The organism is Clostridium gasigenes, from assembly GCF_017348895.1.
Taxonomy (GTDB): domain Bacteria; phylum Bacillota; class Clostridia; order Clostridiales; family Clostridiaceae; genus Clostridium; species Clostridium gasigenes.
In genome coordinates this window covers 2,575,959-2,594,400 of record NZ_CP071376.1, presented here as the reverse complement: position 1 = coordinate 2,594,400, position 18,442 = coordinate 2,575,959, and the positions used below count along the sequence as shown (strand labels likewise).

Annotated in this window: 15 protein-coding genes and 3 pseudogenes; all 18 read right to left on the bottom strand. The window is 28.0% G+C overall.

Going from position 1 to position 18,442, the window contains the following annotated elements; genetic code table 11:
• Positions 1 to 17: 17 nt before the first annotated feature.
• On the bottom strand, positions 18 to 1,658 hold the full coding sequence (locus tag J1C67_RS12090; protein ID WP_167866532.1) for a DNA cytosine methyltransferase: 1,641 nt from the start codon (positions 1,656 to 1,658) through the stop codon (positions 18 to 20).
• Positions 1,659 to 1,939: 281 nt separating this feature from the next.
• A complete protein-coding gene (locus tag J1C67_RS12085) occupies positions 1,940 to 3,691 on the bottom strand; it encodes an AIPR family protein (RefSeq protein WP_167866531.1) in 1,752 nt (583 codons plus the stop codon).
• Positions 3,688 to 4,704: a PD-(D/E)XK motif protein gene (locus J1C67_RS12080; protein WP_167866530.1), complete on the bottom strand. Its 1,017-nt coding sequence runs from the start codon at positions 4,702 to 4,704 to the stop codon at positions 3,688 to 3,690. The genes J1C67_RS12085 and J1C67_RS12080 overlap by 4 nt, the downstream gene beginning before the upstream one ends.
• Positions 4,688 to 7,501: a Z1 domain-containing protein gene (locus J1C67_RS12075; RefSeq protein WP_243176755.1), complete on the bottom strand. Its 2,814-nt coding sequence runs from the start codon at positions 7,499 to 7,501 to the stop codon at positions 4,688 to 4,690. The genes J1C67_RS12080 and J1C67_RS12075 overlap by 17 nt, the downstream gene beginning before the upstream one ends.
• Complete coding sequence (locus tag J1C67_RS12070) at positions 7,494 to 8,984, bottom strand: ATP-binding protein (RefSeq protein ID WP_167866529.1); 1,491 nt, start codon at positions 8,982 to 8,984, stop codon at positions 7,494 to 7,496. Before J1C67_RS12070 ends, J1C67_RS12075 begins: the two co-directional genes overlap by 8 nt.
• Positions 8,985 to 9,346: 362 nt before the next feature.
• Positions 9,347 to 9,556 carry a DUF2726 domain-containing protein gene (locus J1C67_RS19495; protein ID WP_423738890.1) on the bottom strand — a complete coding sequence of 70 codons (210 nt, stop codon included), beginning with the start codon at positions 9,554 to 9,556 and terminating at the stop codon, positions 9,347 to 9,349.
• Between the two features lie 15 nt (positions 9,557 to 9,571).
• The gene (locus tag J1C67_RS19490) at positions 9,572 to 9,757 is read right to left on the bottom strand and encodes a hypothetical protein (RefSeq protein ID WP_243176754.1); all 186 of its coding nucleotides are present in this window, start codon (positions 9,755 to 9,757) and stop codon (positions 9,572 to 9,574) included.
• 5 nt (positions 9,758 to 9,762) lie between these two features.
• Positions 9,763 to 10,185 (bottom strand): annotated as a pseudogene (locus tag J1C67_RS19485) (AAA domain-containing protein); the annotation flags it as partial.
• A gap of 49 nt (positions 10,186 to 10,234) precedes the next feature.
• A pseudogene (locus tag J1C67_RS12060) lies at positions 10,235 to 10,393 on the bottom strand (ABC transporter permease); the annotation flags it as partial.
• A 17-nt stretch (positions 10,394 to 10,410) separates the two neighbouring features.
• Positions 10,411 to 10,542: pseudogene (locus J1C67_RS12055) on the bottom strand (helix-turn-helix transcriptional regulator); the annotation flags it as partial.
• On the bottom strand, positions 10,517 to 10,696 hold the full coding sequence (locus J1C67_RS12050) for a MarR family transcriptional regulator (protein ID WP_167866528.1): 180 nt from the start codon (positions 10,694 to 10,696) through the stop codon (positions 10,517 to 10,519). The gene J1C67_RS12050 and the pseudogene J1C67_RS12055, both read right to left, overlap by 26 nt.
• 157 nt (positions 10,697 to 10,853) lie before the next feature.
• Complete coding sequence (locus tag J1C67_RS12045; RefSeq protein WP_167866527.1) at positions 10,854 to 11,651, bottom strand: ABC transporter permease subunit; 798 nt, start codon at positions 11,649 to 11,651, stop codon at positions 10,854 to 10,856.
• 12 nt (positions 11,652 to 11,663) lie between these two features.
• Positions 11,664 to 12,464, bottom strand: coding sequence for an ABC transporter permease subunit (locus tag J1C67_RS12040; RefSeq protein WP_167866526.1), 801 nt, complete (start codon positions 12,462 to 12,464; stop codon positions 11,664 to 11,666).
• Positions 12,465 to 12,478: 14 nt separating this feature from the next.
• Positions 12,479 to 13,357 carry an ABC transporter ATP-binding protein gene (locus J1C67_RS12035; protein ID WP_167866525.1) on the bottom strand — a complete coding sequence of 293 codons (879 nt, stop codon included), beginning with the start codon at positions 13,355 to 13,357 and terminating at the stop codon, positions 12,479 to 12,481.
• 433 nt (positions 13,358 to 13,790) lie between these two features.
• Positions 13,791 to 15,851 (bottom strand): FtsX-like permease family protein, encoded by a 2,061-nt coding sequence (locus J1C67_RS12030; protein WP_167866621.1) that lies wholly within the window; start codon positions 15,849 to 15,851, stop codon positions 13,791 to 13,793.
• Entirely contained in the window at positions 15,841 to 16,608 is a 768-nt protein-coding gene (locus tag J1C67_RS12025; RefSeq protein WP_167866524.1) for an ABC transporter ATP-binding protein, read from the bottom strand. The genes J1C67_RS12030 and J1C67_RS12025 overlap by 11 nt, the downstream gene beginning before the upstream one ends.
• Before the next feature lie 121 nt (positions 16,609 to 16,729).
• Positions 16,730 to 17,746 (bottom strand): sensor histidine kinase, encoded by a 1,017-nt coding sequence (locus tag J1C67_RS12020; protein WP_167866523.1) that lies wholly within the window; start codon positions 17,744 to 17,746, stop codon positions 16,730 to 16,732.
• Positions 17,743 to 18,411, bottom strand: coding sequence for a response regulator transcription factor (locus tag J1C67_RS12015; protein WP_167866522.1), 669 nt, complete (start codon positions 18,409 to 18,411; stop codon positions 17,743 to 17,745). Before J1C67_RS12015 ends, J1C67_RS12020 begins: the two co-directional genes overlap by 4 nt.
• Positions 18,412 to 18,442: the final 31 nt, after the last annotated feature.

Below are 18,442 nucleotides of genomic sequence, written 5' to 3'. Positions count from 1 at the left end.
TATCTAAAATAACAGACTCAATTTTCTGTTTTTTTATGTAATTTATCTTTTAGCCATTCTTCAGGCTCATCTCCAATAAGACTTAATACAGTTTCCGCTATTACTCTTGCTAGCATTGGTGGCACTGCATTTCCTATTTGTTGATATTGTTGATCCTTCGTACCAAGAAATTCAAAACTATCTGGGAACGACTGTAATCTAGCCGCCTCCCTCACCGATAAAGCTCGGTTCTTCTCTGGATGAATCCACATAGCTTTCCTTACATTTGTGACAGTTCCACATGTTGTATTATAATCTAACCTTTTATAAACCGAACTTTGAGTTCTTGATGGTTCCGTATATGTAGTCTTTAAAGAATCTGCTAAACTATGAAAATTTTCACCTGGCTTTAAAGCCTTAAATCTCTCCATAGCAACTTTTGTAGTTTCTGTAATCACCATGTTAGGTATAATTCTAGAATCCGCTAAATACCCGTTTAAAATACCATATTCAATATTTTCAACTCGCTTAAGCCTACTATATTCATTTACTTTAAATGAATATTTATATCCCTCTAAATCCTTAATTGCATCTCCAATTTTCATATACTTTTCTTGAGTATAAATTTTCTTAGGTTCCTCTATATCTCTTCCATTTAATAATTCATTCTTAATCCCGATTATTATTAATCTATTACGTTGCTGAGCTACTCCATAATCAGCTGCATTAAGGATGTAATTATCTACTTTATAACCCAATGAAACTAACTTACTCTTAACATATTTGAAAATATTATAACTTATTAACTCAAATATAACTGCATCACCATCTAAATCAAAATTACTAACCACTATATTATTATCAATAACTTCTTTCAATTTATATAAAACATTTTGAACATTGAGCACTTCCGCACTAAGTATTCTTACCTCATCCCAATCTTTTTGCTCCAATCCGTAGAATAACCTACTAAATATGTTCTTATATTTTTCACTAAAATACTCGCAGTGGTATTTATTCCACTCTATTATCGATAGTTTCCAACTCTTTTTATTTTTATCCATATACTTGTTTATATCTTTTGCTTTAGCTATATTTTTTATAAATATTAATATCTCATATTCAATTAAATATAAGCTGATATCAAGTCTATTATTATAAAAATTATATATTATATCCTTATTCTCTTTTATTATATAACTATTAGTTGCCACTTGAACATGCTCTTCTTTTTTTTCTAACGCATCAATTATACTATCTTTTTCTTCACCCTTTGCTAAATAAAATTTATGTTTATCCGAATCCATAGTTTTAACATTTTCTAAAATAAATCCTCTTGGGCTTAGATCTTCTATCGCTCTAATATATTCTTTTACTAATTTGTTGTTATTTGATATAAGTGTTGATTTTTGTCTATTGGCGTTTGAAAAACCTTGACACGGTGGCCCCCCTATGACAAAATCAATATCCCCATATATTTTTTTTACATCTGCAAAATCAACATTTAGTATATTACCCTTTATTTCCACTTTTTCATTATCGTGATTTTTTCTATAAGTATTTTGTGCACTTTCATTTATTTCTACTGCCATTTCAACCTTAAATCTTCCTGTTTGCAGAAATCCATAACTTAATCCACCGGCTCCTGCAAATAGATCTACTAATTTATATTTACACATTTTATATCCAACCCTACTCTTATTTAAAATTTCCACTAGTATAATTATAATCTACTCACATCTTTTTATATACATTTTCTTAATAAATATACTGCTATTTCTTCATTAAAATAATTCAACCCAAAACTAGAAATATATTCTTTTTAATTTCAAATCATTTATAATTCTGTATAATGCCTTTACAATTATTCGTCACTAAAAAATCAAGGCAATACATATCTATAATATCTATCGCCTTAAATTTTATAATTTCTACTATTTGTTGATCCCGACTTTCTAACCTATAATAAATTATTCTTATATCTATTTTTTAGAAGTTTCCAGCAATCTTCTTTTTTACACCATTGTCCTATATTTATTCCTTTAACTTCTGGTTTCATAAAGTGTTCCCAAACTTTAAGCGCAACTTCTTCTATTGTTAATTCTAATTCTTGAGAAATAGTTTGATTCCTCCAAATTTGTTCATCTTGAACGTGTTCTCTATGAAATTCTGATAGCACAGCTAATGTATAGTAGTTAACTTGCGCCTTATATCCACCTAATCTTAAATTTTCAACAATTTTATCACACGCCTGAAATAAAATCACTTTTGCTATCATAGAAATATAACTTATTTCACTTGGAGTCTCTACATCATTATTTTTTACCATCTCTGAAAATTTAATAAAATTAGTCTCTAAACCTTTACTAACTACATCAGGATATTTCATCCATGCCATTTGACATTTAGCTGCAACAGTCTTAGAAATACATTGTTTTTTAGGATTCATTTCTTTAAATTGTTTTTTCGCACCAATAGTAGGTTGTCTATTCAATTCAACCATATATTGTCCTCTAGCACGTTCGTAGAACCATTTATTATTAGATTTACCTTTTTCAGATGGAACATAAGTCTTTCTAGATAATCGTTCCATTTCTATATGGTATTCTTCATTAGCACTAAAATCTGACATATTAATTTTATTTTGACTATTAGCATATTTAGAAATATTACTAATGATTTCATTATATTTATTCTTATCTTTAATAACAGTTAGTTTCATTTGAACATTAACGTTTTCTAGTGATACCTTATTTTGTAATGCATTATAAATAGATGCAGTTGTTTGACCACCATTAACTATTTGCCAGTTTTTGAGTTCTTTTATAATTATAATATTTTCACTTGAATTATGTTCATCTGTAATTAATTCTTCTGCTATAGTGGAAATTCCATTATTATATGCCATAAACATTTCTGGATCTTTTGTTAATGTTTCCTTTAATCCCTTATTTATTTTACCTGTTGCCTGTAAAAATGACCTAACATTTTTTTCAATAAGTCTCTGTCCCTCATCCTTATATATACTAGCTAAATACTGTCCCGGTATAACTCCTATATAGCATTCGTATGTATCATTTTTTTGTTCTACCTTAATCATTTGTAAATCATAGTTATACTTTTTCTGCAATCTTATTATTAAGTCTTCCTCAATTTTATTTTGATATATGTACTGGCATACTCTTTCCAAATCCCAAACATCAAATTTTACAATCATATTATCAATTCTAATATCCTCTGGTATATGTCTTGCTGACTCTTTATTTGTTAAAAGTATTACTTTAATATTTTCTATATTTCTTAGATTTTCCTTTATATACTCATAAATAAGATATCCATCACTTGACTCCTCTATATTCATAAAATAATCTGTTTTGCAATTTCTGAAAAATTTGGTGGCTAATCTAACCATCTTTTCAATTTCAGTTTTACCTATCTTTTTAATTTCTTTTCTGTTGTTAAAATCACTTATTACTAAAGTTAATGTTTGAAAATACTCATCATAAGTGTATCCATTAATTTTCATTTTTTCATTTGTCTTTTGATATGCAGAAATATTACAATTAGATAAGTATGATTCACCTGCGTCAACAATATAGGATGCAAAAATATTTGTAAATGCATCCTCTCCACTGATATTATTTTTAAATGCATCCGCTCTTACTTCTTCAATTAACTCTTCATTAAATTCTCTCATTTGTGCCGTTATCATATTATCCCGCCTTCATTGTTTCTTATTACATTCCCCTCTAAAACTAAATATTTTTCACATGTATTAAGAGATAACTTGTAGCTCACATTAGATATTCCATTCGCTAATTTATACTTAGTTATACTAGGAAACTCATTGCATATTTCATAATATTTTGTTTCCCTTTCATTAAATCCAAATTTGTATAACTCCGGCTTTCTTAGTAAATATCCATAATTAAATAATTTTTCTTCAAAAACCTCTAAGGAGGTTCCTTGTTCTAACTTGCTCGATATTTCTTCTACTATATTGGGAAGAGTTTGTCCATCACTTAGACTTTTTCTCAATGACATAAACATCAAATAAAGGGTTCCTGTTACATCTTTTGAATCTAATTGATATTCATTGCTTATAGTCACACTATTAGCTTCATTAGAGCTCGTACTCTTTATTTCAATAGCGTTACCCATTATATAAAAATCATGTGTTTCAGAATTGCATCCACTCCAACAATTTAATGCCTTTTCTCCATATATATTTATTAATTTCTTTAGAAATATCAACTCACTATATAACCCTTGTTGTTTAATATCTGACATAATTAACTCATTATGAATCTTAAAAAATTGTTTCCATTTAACTAACACTTTTCCCACAGTGTTTATTAAATGTTCCCCCCCTTTTATCACCTTAATATTTTCTATAATATCATCCAATACTGCTACATATATATTTTCATCTAAATTATCCAATTGTGCAAATGACAAATATATGCCTTTATCTGGTCCATTCTCAATTTCACTAACCATAACGCTTATTCCACTCCACTCTGGATATTTAGAGATCACTTCCTTGTTAAAGTTCTTATTTATTTTTATTGATAACTCTTTTATCTTTTTAACATTATTATAATAAGCAATAAAGATAATATCATTATCTAAAGCAAATCTTCTGGATAAAAGACTTTGATTTCTATACTCTTCCTTATCAAAGTCTTTTACTATATCATTGAATATTTTACTCAAATAACTCATCTTCTTCCCCCCTTAAGCCAATATCATTAATTCTATAAGATTTTGTATTACCAATATTCTTATTATCTGGAAATACAATCGCTATTCCTATTGGAGCTTTGTGATCTCTTTTTTCATCCTGTAATTTATAACCATTTCCTTCCTTTATATCTATTGGACAAATAATCAAAAGTCCATTTTCCCTGTTTCTTATTTCCTTTCTAATATAATCATTAGTTAATTTTTCCCCTTCTTTTTTTAACTTTTCTTTCATTTTCTCAATACGCGTCATATCAGCTTTAGTAAAATCATAATATTGAACATCCTCTGGTGTTAAAGTTTGGATAGAACAAAACTCACCACTAACAGATTCTATTCTATTTCTCATTATTCCTGAACCTACTTTTAAATTAGTAAATTGTATCACATCTTCACTCCTACCGACATTTAGTAATGCTATGGTCCAGTTTATCAGTCCTCCATTTTTCATTTGGTCCTCTATATATTCAGCCATATACTTACTATTAGCCTTATTAGCTTGACTTGAAGTTTCGTAACTTAATAAAAATTCCTTTACATAATACCCACTAACATTTTTCCAGAACAGATGATCACTTCTATTTTCCTCTCTTCCTATACTTTCCCAATATCTTTCTATTGGTTTACCACACAATTCTAAAAGTTTATCTACAGCATTAAAATTCCTATCATATTTTTCTGCATTGATATCCATTGATCTAGTTTGACTAAATACATTACTAAATGTAACCTTTCTTTCTTCCCCACTTTGTACTTTATTAGCTCCTGATATTTTCATAATAGGATGTGTAGCTACTCTTAAACCGAAGTTTTCTGGGGTTTCTTCTATATTGTTCATATACTCTATTTGCTCACGTAAATCCTCACTAGCAAAAGATATATGTCTAAATGCTTCATACAAGTCATCTTGTACATACAATCTACATAAGTCGGAATATTCTGGTCTAAATCCAAACCATCTCCCCATTTGCATTAAAGTATCATACATTTTTGATTCTCTAGTAAAATAGCTAACCGTCAACCCTTCTAAAGTTAGCCCTCTAGAAAGTTTATCGCCACCAATTGCAATAACATTGTACTGCTTCCCTTTATGTTCTTTATATAATAGTGCATCTTTACTTTTCCCATTAATACTATAAATCTTGATCATATCATTAGTTATTATATCTATTATTTCATTAAATACTTCTTCCCATTTCACTTCTTTAATATTTTCCATAAATTCTTTATGTGAATTTTTTATTTTATTTGTAGTCTTCATATAGTCTTCTTCAAATAAGTTTTCCATACTAGCTATTGTTTCTATATGTCCATCAACAATTTTATTACCAAGACTTTCAAAATATTTACCAACACGTTTATGGACTCTCTTTTGAGTATCTGTTATCCTTGTAATATGAATTAGCATTGTATTTGGCATACCTAAATGCCCTCTACATCCCCTAATTGCTGTTGATATAATAAATGACTTTATTGCTTTTTTCAGTTCTTCTGGAAGTTCATTTCCGACGGTTTTATTTTTATGATCCACAAAGCATAATGACTTCGCCTTTATTTGTCTTCTTAATGGCATCCCCTCGCGTTCTTCAGTTCCAAAAAACTCATGAGCTCCTATATAATTAGGTGGTTTAGGCAAACTTAAGATAAAATGATTGGGAAACAAATCATTTCCATGTTCATCTGAATTAATTGTACTAGGTATAAATATATTTGCGTAAGGTGTTGCTGTGTACCCAATGTACGATCGACAATCAAATACATGAAATAAATCCCTGATATCTTTATTGATTGTTGATGATTTATTTTTATCTTTAATTTGGCCTTGCTGGTATTCATATTTAGTATTAATTGATGCTTGATCAGCCTCATCATCAATCAATAACAATGGATAATTAGCATCTATGTACTTTCTTTTTGTATCTTTTTCAACACTTGCTTTTTTATGTTTCTGAAAATATTCCACCAAAGCTTCTAAATTGTTATACTGTTTCTTAACTACAAATACTGTAGGGATTTCTAAGCTTAGATGTACTTTTTGTCTTGCCTTATTGAAATCACCTTTATCATCTCTTGACGTTAAAGTTTGTGTATCACGCTTTACACCTATTTTAGTTCCTACACCAATTACATTAGCTACTCCCTTCATTTCACTTAATATATAATCTATGCTTGTTTCAAATCCCAAAACCTCTTCATCTATTCTTGATTGAGTTTGTGCCCTTAAATTATTATGCATTCCTGCTAAAACTATAATTACTTTATACCCAGCATCTATTGCTTTATTAATTAATCCTATATAATGTGCTGTTTTTCCTGATTGTACATAACCAACTACCATACCTTTACGTTCTTCTGCTACTTTTTTAATTGGATCTGCAAGCGCGTTCATAATTTGCTCTGTAGTATTATCAATACTCTTATCTATAGCGCTTCTTGCCCATCCCTTATTTTCAAATAAATATTGTTCATATCTCTTCCAGTATTCTGCTACTTTTTCATCTTTAAATTTAGTCCACCAATCAGAATTTCTCACCTCTAAAGATGTCATAAATACTGGTTGTTGTTGTTCTCTAATCATACTTATCTGTTCATACAAATATTTTTCCAAATTATTCCCATCAGATACCACGCTTGAAAATATTTCCATAGTTTTATCAACCGCATTTTTTATTTCATACTCCATATTTTCTGCATCTTTATTCAATGTACCTTCGTAAAACTCATAAGCTGACTTATAGAATTTCATATCTTTTTCATCTAATTTACTTATATTAATCATATTCCCCCTCCATTACTAAACTTTTTATTTCTTGATCCATCCCCTTATAAGATGCCATATTAGATAATGTTTCTATTAGCTCTTGATTTTCAAATCCCTTTTCCCTGAAAATACCTATTAATTTTTTAATATGTATTTTTTCTTTTATTAATTCCATATCATCTATTTTCTTTTCTTTTGAATTCATTGTATCTGCGACTCCAGACAGCATAATTGGTGATAAATTTTCAATCAATGAAATATATGCCTTTAAGCATTCTCTATTCTCTTGACTTAATGAATTCTTAATTTCACTTAATAATGGATGTTTTTGATTTAAATAAAATGAATATTTACCTTCTTTGTTTTTTCTTTGTTCCCATACATATGATAAGCTAGGTATACTCTTATCAATATTTTTTTTATAAGTTCCCCTAGAATTATATACACTTGCTGACTTTTCAGTACATATTGTAGCTACTTTATCTAATAATTCTTCTAAATAGACAGGTGGAACTGCTTTAGATTTTTTTATATCTATCTGCCAGTCAAAATCGCTATTTGAATCTATATCTAATCTAATTCTAGCTAAATTATAGGATATTTCTTTTTTTAATATATTAAACCATGTACCATATACTAATAATCTCCTGTTTCTATAAATATAAAAACCTTGATGTTGCGACCAACCTTTATGCCCTGTAGCATTTTTATATTCCTCTTCTGACGTAAATTTTGTTTTATGCGGCAATATATAAGGTTGTATTCTAATCAACTTATCTTCCTCACACCACTCCTCTATACCTAACTCTTGAGTTGCACTATTTTTTAATATAAACGGATCCCACGCTTCAATTTTATTACCATTTACCCATATTTCCAAACTATCTTCTTCTATAAATCTATGAAACACTAGACTTAAATGTTTTTTCAAATTAGCTACTATTTTGAAAAATTTATCTTCTGCTTTTTCTATATTGTTTTCATCAATTAGTTTATCAAGCTTATCTATAATTACAACTGTTCCTCTTTCATATTCACTAAGACTGTCTACAGAACTAATAACAACGTTATTAGTTTTTGATAATATAACCATTTTCCATTCGTTTTTTTCTTCAATACGCTCTAAATCCCAACATGCATTTGATACTTGTCCACCATCCTTACTAATTACAGTAAGTCTTTTTCCTAAAGAAAAAGCTGCTGTTTTCATCCCCATTCCAAATCTACCTAAATCCTCTGCCGTCCTTACAACGTATGGGTCTGCACTTCCTATCTTCATTGAGTCTAGTAACGTTTGTTCATCCATACCATTTCCATTGTCTAATATAATAATTTTTCTTAATTCCCAGTCAAATTTGATAGTAATTTTAGAGGCGAACGCAGTTATACAGTTATCAATTATATCTGCTATAGCCGTTAATTCTGTATATCCAACTGACCTTAAAGAAGAAAGTAATAAATGTGCATTTGGAATTGAATCATACTCTCTATATGTCAACATACCTCTACTCCCTCATTATAAACTTTTTTTATTCCGATTAATTCAATTGTTTATCTTAATCTGTTTATTAGATAAAACTCACTATAATAATATCATTTTTTGCTAATATTTTCAATTTTCTTGTTTATTTGTTTTTATCATAAACAGCTATTGAACTAAATCGCTAAAAGCGACGGCTGGGTTTGATTAGAATAAAGAAAATATGAAAAAAATAAGAAGTGAAGATTCTTTCTCAAGGAATCTTCAACTTCTCATATTTTACACGCCTTTTAAAGGTAATCAAGCCCCTCAATCCTTCGCAAACTCAGCCGTGGCAAAGACCGCCGCAGGTTTTAAATATTTCGAGGTATCATATATTCAACTTACGCTAATACTTTCTCTAACTTATTAACTAACAAGTTATATTCATTGCTGCCTGTAGTTTTTATTCTAAGCATTGGTATATTATACTTTTCTAAAATACTATCCTTCAATCTATCTCTTCTAAGTTGCTTTTCATTATTTTCATGATAAGCATATCCATCAACTTCTACTACTAGGATTGGACTCTTATCTATCTTATTAAATAGTATGAAGTCCGTATGTGTTCATGGATGTTTTTCATATACACTTTCCTCTTCTGTTAATAGTGATGTATCCTTTATAAGTAATCTTAATGGTTGGTGCATTGCATAGGATATATGGCTATAGCATTCATTTTCTAATACTTTTTCTATTACTGTGTTCATTAGATTTTCCGAATCATATTCTGATACTTTTTTACTTTTACTCATTACTTCTAATAATGCTGATTTATAGTTTTTATAAAGTAAAGCAAATCAAATACTGAGTTTATTTTGCTGTTAATTATTTCATAATTATTGTACTGTACATATCTTATTAAGTCTGAAATGTTACTTTGCTTATTTTTCATTTCTTCATTTCCTGATACTACTAACACTAATTTATTTACTGCTCTTGATACTGCAACATTTATTAAGTTTGCATTATCTACAAAGTCATTTACTTGGTTAGCTACTGTTGTAAGTATAATTATATTTTTTTCTCTTCCTTGATATTTATGCACTGTATCTGCTTCTATTTCATTACCTTCAACCTGACTTTTTATTGTATTGGCTTGTTTTTTATATGGAGATATTATCCCTATAGATTCTTTTGTTTTGAGCTCTGGAATTACTTCATTTAAGATAACATCAATTTCCCTTTGATTAAATGTTCCTCTAGCCTAAATGTACTTATATAAAGATAGGTTATAATTTTTTATAAATCCTCATTGCAAATATATAAGCAACAACTATTATTGCTATACACCAAGCAATGGCAACCCAGATATCATTTCCTACTGGTTGGTTTGCTAATAAATTACGAATAGCTTCTATGATAGGAATTACAGGTTGATCTTCGTCGAAACGAATCCCCATTTTTCCTAGAACTTCTTTAACTCTTCACGTCCAGAATCATTAAGCGCAAAAAACTTTCGGGGTGGTCCCATATCCGATGGCTTTTTCGTAATTTTCACCAATTTATTTTTCTCAAGTCGCCCCAAGATGGTAATGATTTGATTTCTTTTTAAGATATCCTAATTTCTCTAATCTATCTAACATACTAGTAAGAGTTGATTTACTTAATGATAATTCCTGTCCTAATTTATTTATATTTAATTCTTTAAATTTGCTTAATACAAATAATATTCTTGCTTGTGAATTATTCATATCTAGATTGCTTTTCCTAGTAATTATCTTAGAAAATTACTATTACTATAACCTTCCCTTGGATGAATCAACAAAAAATAAGAAGTGAATATTATTTATTCAGTAATCTTCACTTCTCATTTTTATCTACTCTATTTTATATTTTTCTATATACTCTTTAGTTACTAAATTCTTTTCTTTCAAAAATTTTAAGTGAAACTATATATAAAGCTACAATTATAACTATAGATGCAATAAGAGGTAATATTTCAAACTTTCCATTAACAATATCTGTAGGCAATAAATATTTAAATGGTGTAAATATCCTAATTATGCTTCCATTTTCTACGACATCATATATTATACTTAATATGAATGTTACAAAGAAAAATAAGTTCCCATATAAGTTCCCTTTTTCATAATTTTTAATTACAGTTGCAATAAATATACCTATAACACAATACAACATACTAATGATAAATATAGCTAAAGAAAATAACAATATCTCCTTATCTATGTTTTCTTTTAAATCTAAAGTTCTTATAGCCACTATAGAAAAGATATAATTTAAAAGACTAAAAGTTGCTAAATATATAATAGCACTTATAAACTTCATATTTACTATATAACTTCTTTTTCTTGGCTTTGTAAAAATAAATTCAAAAGTTTTATCAACTACTTCTCTATTAATAATGTTAGTTCCAAGAGATATACCATATATCATCCCACATATCAATGCATAAAATGCTAAAATACCATAATAACCATCTATAGATGTAGCATCTAACCCTGCCATACCAAAAAGAGCAAGAATTATCTTAGGAAACTTATCAAATAGTTCCTTAACTGATGCGCCTTCCACTCCACTTATCCCAGTAAATTTTACCACTCCAGCAAATACTAGAAAAAATAGGCCTATTGACCAAAATATAAAAGGTTTTAATCCTGTTTTCAATTCTTTTTTTAATACATTCATTACCTTCACCTCCTAGACAGCTTGTATATCACTGTTTTTATATTTAATAAAGGAAGTCCCTATACAAACAACTATTATAACTATTGCTGTAATAACATATTTCATCTCAAAAGCTCCATTACTAAAAACAGAATTTGGAGCAAAATATTTCATTGGTGCTATATAATTTAATATTTCTTCATCTATAATGTTAGCTACTGCAGATATTATAAAGCCACCAAAACCAAAGGCTATCGCTATACCAGCTATACTTCTTACTTTCTTTGCAAATATTGCAAATATAATTCCCAAGGCTAAAAATACTAATTGTGTAAAAAACAAACCACTTGTAGCTAATAAGGTTTTTTCAATTGTTGTAGTAGTATCTCCACTGCTTTCATATATAAAATAAGCTAAGGTAGTAAAAACAATATTAGTAATTACAAGAATAGAAATATTAGCTAATAATTTACATGAAAATATTTTTTCTCTAGATATTGGTTTTGTAAAAAGAAAATCCATAGTCTTAACTTTTTTCTCTCTGGCAAAAGTTGATACACCTAAATATACTGCCATTATTGCTCCACATAAAACTATATAATTAGAACAGAAGGAGTAAAATCCTCCATATTGAAATATTTCTTTTATATTAAATCCAAAGGCTGCAGTAAATTCTGGTGGAAAATTAGCTACTACTTGCTCTATATCTTTTGCTGCATCAATATAAAGAGGATACATAGCTTTCATAAATACTAAATTTAATGTGAGCAAAACTACTAGCCAGATAAGTGAATTTTTCAAGGCTGACTTTAATTCAAATTTAAATATATTCAACGTCTTGTCCCCCCTTATGCTTCATAATAATGCATAAATATTTCCTCTAGTGAAGGCTCAGTTATATCTATGTTTGTTAATTGAAATTTTCCTATTTCATCTAATAGTGAGTTAATATTACCTTTATAAAGGAATGCAATATTTTGACCATTAATTTCAACGTTTTTAGATCCAGATATATTTAACTCCTTAGGTGCTTCATCAGTTATATTAAAAGTTACTTTTTTATATGCACTTTGCTTTAAATCACTTATTTTTTCAGTTTTTATGATTCTTCCTTCCTTTATAATAGCTACTCTGTCACAAATCTTTTGAACTTCACTTAATATATGTGATGAGAATAACACTGTAGCTCCTCTCTCATTTTCTTTCTTTATAATTTCAAAGAATTTTTTTTGCATTAAAGGGTCTAAACCTGATGTAGGTTCATCTAGTATTATTAATTTAGGTGAATGTAATAAACCTTGTACAATTCCCACTTTCTTCTTATTACCTAAGCTCATATCTTCAATCTTTTTATTTAAATCTAACTCAAGAGCTTCTGATAATTCCTTTATTCTTGCAGAACAATCTTTACCATAAAAGCTAGCAGAATAATTTAGTAAATCCTTAGCTTTCATATTCTCATAGTAAAATACTTCTGATGGTAAATATCCAACTTCCTTAAGAATTTGCACTTTATCTTTTTCACAGTCAAGTCCAAAAATTTTAGCTTCACCACTTGTTTTGTTTATTAATGAAAGTAGTGTTCTAATGGTGGTAGACTTACCTGCTCCATTAGGTCCAATAAACCCAAATATCTCTCCCTGCTCCACAGTTAAATTGACATCAATTATCCCTCTTGATTTCCCATAACTCTTAGTAAGATTTTTAGTTTCGATTATAATATCCATATTATAAATCCTCCTTATATGAAACTTTTTCATTAATAGTAACAACCGCATAATCATTTTAGTTTAACTATAATAAGTTAGTATAATTATATAATACTCTATTTACTATAAATTCCAATAGATAACCTGTAAATTTTTTTATTCTTTAAGTCAACTGTCAAATTAATTAATTCCTAAAATGCAGAGTTTTCTATCAATATAATTTACTTATTAATTCAAAACCTAATTTGAAATTTGATGAAACTATTGCCATTACTGACCTTATAAAACTATGAATCTCACTAAAATCTTTTCATACTCATTATCTCACATTAACTAGATGTCAAAGGGTATATCATTTTGATATACCCTTTGACAATAAACTTTTTGCTATATTCTTCATACTTTTTTTCAAGCTCTGCATCTTATTTGCGTTAATAATCCCTATCTAATTTTATTCAATATTTCTTTTAAATGTATAATAAGTAGCCATAAAATAGCATGAATAAATAATTATAATTAATGATATCCCAATAATCATATTCAATATAAATGCGCTATTTCCTATATATAAATTTATTTGGTCTCTAAATATTACTGAATAATTATATAAGAATATTAATAACCCAATTATTGCTATAAATATAGGTATTACAAAATAACAACCTATTTGTTTTAATATTAACTTATTAATTTCTTTTTTCTCTATACCAAGTTTCTTTAGAGTTTTAAACCTTTGTTTATGATCAATAGAATCTGATAATTGTTGAAGTGCTAAAACTGTTAAACTAATCATTAGTAAAACTGCTCCTAAGTATATTCCAAGTATCCTCATAAACAAGCTCATAGTTATTACTACACTAGTTTCAGCTACCTTCATTCTAATCTTAGCAGGATCAGTAAAGCTATAATTTTCTGCTTCACTTTCTTCATATTTATTATACAAATCAATATGCTTTTCCCTAAACCAAGTTGACGCAAACTCTCTTAGTTTCAATGCTTCTTCATAATTCATTTTCTCTTTAGTATTTCCATAAAATTGAGTACTAGCTATCATTAGTTCTTCACATACTTCATCTGGTAAAACTATTAATGTATCTGTCCAAAAATTATAAATATTTTCTCCCAAGCTGTCTATATAATGTGAATTAGAACTAACTTTAAACTCTTCTCCATTAACATTAATAGGGGAATTATTATTTATATACTCTTTAATTTTATTTCCGTCTACCTTTTTATCCCATTGCATTGTAAACTCATTTTCTTTTAAGGTAACTTCCTCATAGCCTAATGTTTTTCTCAAAGTATTAAAGTCACTTAACCCAATTGCAAGTATGGGCATCTTTATTTTATCTTTTATATAAAAATCTTCTTCTTCTATAAAATAAGCTTCAACCTGACAATAATTTTCTAAAGTATGATTATTAATATCCATATATTCAACAATTTCATCATAATTAATATTAGGCATATCATTAATGTCAGTTATACTTATATTTTGATTTGATATATTTACATCAAATGGAATTCTATAATCTAAATAGCCTAAGCTCCATTGTGACATTAGTAAAGTTATAGTGAAGCATAAAGCTGACCCTAATAATGTTAAGGAAATTGTAGCCATTAATATAGGTACTGTTTTTATTTTAGAAACAATAGCCCCAATTAAAAATAGATTAGTGTATTCATACTTAAACCCTGTCCATTTATTTTTAATAACAATGGCTATATATGAAGCTGAATAAAATAGCGCATATGTTCCTACTATAAAAGCTACTAATGCTATAAGGGCAAACATCATTTTTTGTTCTGCCAGAATAACATCCTTACCTGAACTATATAAAATCTTGTATGCGTAGACCCCGCAAGTACTATAAGAAGCTATAGACATTAAAAATACTGTTATATATACAAACTTACTTCTTTTAAATTGAAACTCAGTTTTCTTTTCACTATTTAACATATTAATTAACTTAATTTTATTTAAATATCCTATATTGAAAAATCCAATTATACAGAATATAGTTATAAAAAATCCAAAAGTAATTAATATAGTATCCGTATATATTTTAAATGAAAATATTATTTCCTGACCCGCTGTCATAAGTATTAGAGCTGTCACAACTTGAGAAAATAAAGTTCCAATTAAAATACCTGCTACAATTGAAATTACTCCTATTATTAGAGTTTCAACAAAGAACATTAACGCTACACTTTTTTGTTCTGTCCCAAGTAATATATATGTTGCAAACTCCTTTTGACGCCTCTTCATCATATATTTATTTACATATCCAACAAGTAATACCAGCAATGCAGTTACTCCATAAGTTGAGTATTTAAGCATTTCTTTTAACACGTCAAAGTTAAACATATCTTCAGTTACAAGTGTATAATTCGAACTTGATAATGAACTAAATCCATAAAATAAACTTACGCATATTGTTAATGTGACAATATATATTAAGTAATCTTTAATTGAACGTTTTGCATTATTAATTGCCAGTTTAGCGTACATTTCTAACATCGCCTCCTAGTAGTGCAACTACATCTAAGATTTGATTGAAGAATTGTTTACGAGTATTCTTCCCCTTTACGAGCTCAGTAAAAATCTTACCATCATTAATAAATAAAATTCTGTCACAATAACTTGCGGTAAATGAATCATGAGTTACCATTAAAATTGTTGCTTCTAATTCCTTATTTAATTGTGAAATCATTTCTATTAACATTTGAGCAGACCTAGAATCTAAAGATCCTGTTGGTTCATCTGCTAAAATAAGTTTAGGATTTGTTATTAGAGCTCTTGCACAAGCACATCTTTGCTTTTGCCCTCCCGAAACTTCATAAGGATACTTTGAAAGTATATCTTCTATACCAAGTTCTCTAGCTACATCAGCTACTCTACTATCTATTTCATTTTTTTTAGTTCTATTAATTGTCAATGCTAAAGCTATATTTTCATGAATAGTTAATGTATCTAACAAATTAAAATCCTGAAATATAAACCCTAAATTTTCTCTTCTAAACTTAGCAATTTCTTTTTGAGTAATTTCAGTTAAGTCTTTTTCGTTAATATAAATATGACCTGCACTAACCTCATCTATTGTAGATATATTATTTAACAATGTTGTTTTTCCTGAACCCGAAGGACCCATTACCCCTACAAACTCACCTTTAAAAACATCAAAACTAATATCATCAATCGCCTTTACCATATTCCCTTTGTTTCCATAATATTTCTCTATATTCTTTATACTTAATATTTTTTCCATTTCCCTCACCTCAATAATATTCTACACCCAAAACTATCTATCTAATTCGATTTAACATTACTTTTAAGTTACAACTTTGTCACTATAGTAATCATATTCTTTACAGCAAAAAGGAGCCTTATCAGCCCCCTACTCTGCAAAAACTTCCCTTAGGAAAAGTGATTATTACTTTGGTATATATGTTTTTATGAGATTCTATAGCTATTCCTATCCCTAATTTATCACATAATTTTTTACATAGATATAATCCTATTCCTGTAGATTTCTGATTTAACCTACCATTATTACCTGTAAATCCTTTTTCAAACACACGATTTATCTCACTATCATCTATTCCTATACCATTGTCCTCAATAATAAGTTGAATACCATTTTTAATATCTAAAGTATATATTCTAACCTCTGAATGATCCTTAATTCTATATTTTATAGAATTAATAACTACCTGATTAACTATAAACTCTATCCATTTGCTATCAGAATAAATATTCTTATCTAATTCATATAACTCTATATTTATATTATTAGAAATAAATAACTGCTTATTTTTTATAATAACCTCATTAACACATTGCTCCAAAGAAATCTCTTTTATTAAGTAGTCTTTTTCAACCTCTTCACTTCTAGCATAAAATAGTGTTTGTTCAACAAAACCATCTATTTTTCCAAGCTCCCCTAATACTACTCTTGATACATCTGATTTATTATTTTCCTCTATTATCTTAATGGCAGCAATTGGAGTTTTAACTTCATGAATCCACTGCTCAATATATTCTTTATAATCTTTACGTTGATTCTTCACTCTAGTTATTTCTTCTATCATAGATTTACTAGCTTTTTTCATCATTATATAATATGGAACTGAATCAATATACCTTGGATAATCTATAACTCCACTAATAAGATATTTCTTATCTAGCTTATCTATACTTTCTTCAAGCTCCTTGAAATATAATTTTCTTTGTCTATATTCACAAATAAAAAATAATACAACTACAGTAATCCAAGTTATTAAAACAGTTACTATAGCATCAAATGTATTTCCTACACTAAAAAGAAATATGATTAAAGTAATTAACCCTATAATATTTACTAAAATATCACTCCGTTTTCCTTTTAAATATTCACCTAAACTCATACTATATAACCCTGTCCTCTTTTAGTTTTTATAAAATCTTTTACGCCAATTTCTTCACACTTATTCTTTACTCTTGTCATATTTACAGTTAAAGTATTATCATTTACAAATAATGAACTATCCCATAAATACTCCATAATATCTACTCTTGAAACTATTTTCCCTTTATTAATCAATAAATACCTAAGTATTTTCGCTTCATTTTTAGTAAGTTCTATTTCATTATTTTCATATTTTATTTTACTTGTTAACATATTTAGACTAATTCCATTATGCTCTATAACATCCATTGATGTTACATTTGGATATGCTCTTTTCAAAAGTGAATTTATTCTGGCCAAAAGAATTTGAGTATTATATGGTTTAGTAATAAAATCATCCCCACCTAAGGTTATACTCATTAATTCATCAATATTTGTACTTCTACTTGTAACAAATATAATAGGCACCTTAGAAAAACTACGTATTTCAGTACATATATTAAACCCATCAACTTCTGGCAAATTAATATCTAATAATATTAAATCAGGATTTTTATCCTTAACCACTTTAGGTATTTCATTAAATTTATTACTCTTTATAACACTATATCCATTATGCACTAAAATATTAGCTATTTCATTTTGTAATTGATTATTATCTTCCACTATCATTATATTAAACATCAACTATCTCCTCTCCATATCTCTTATCCCC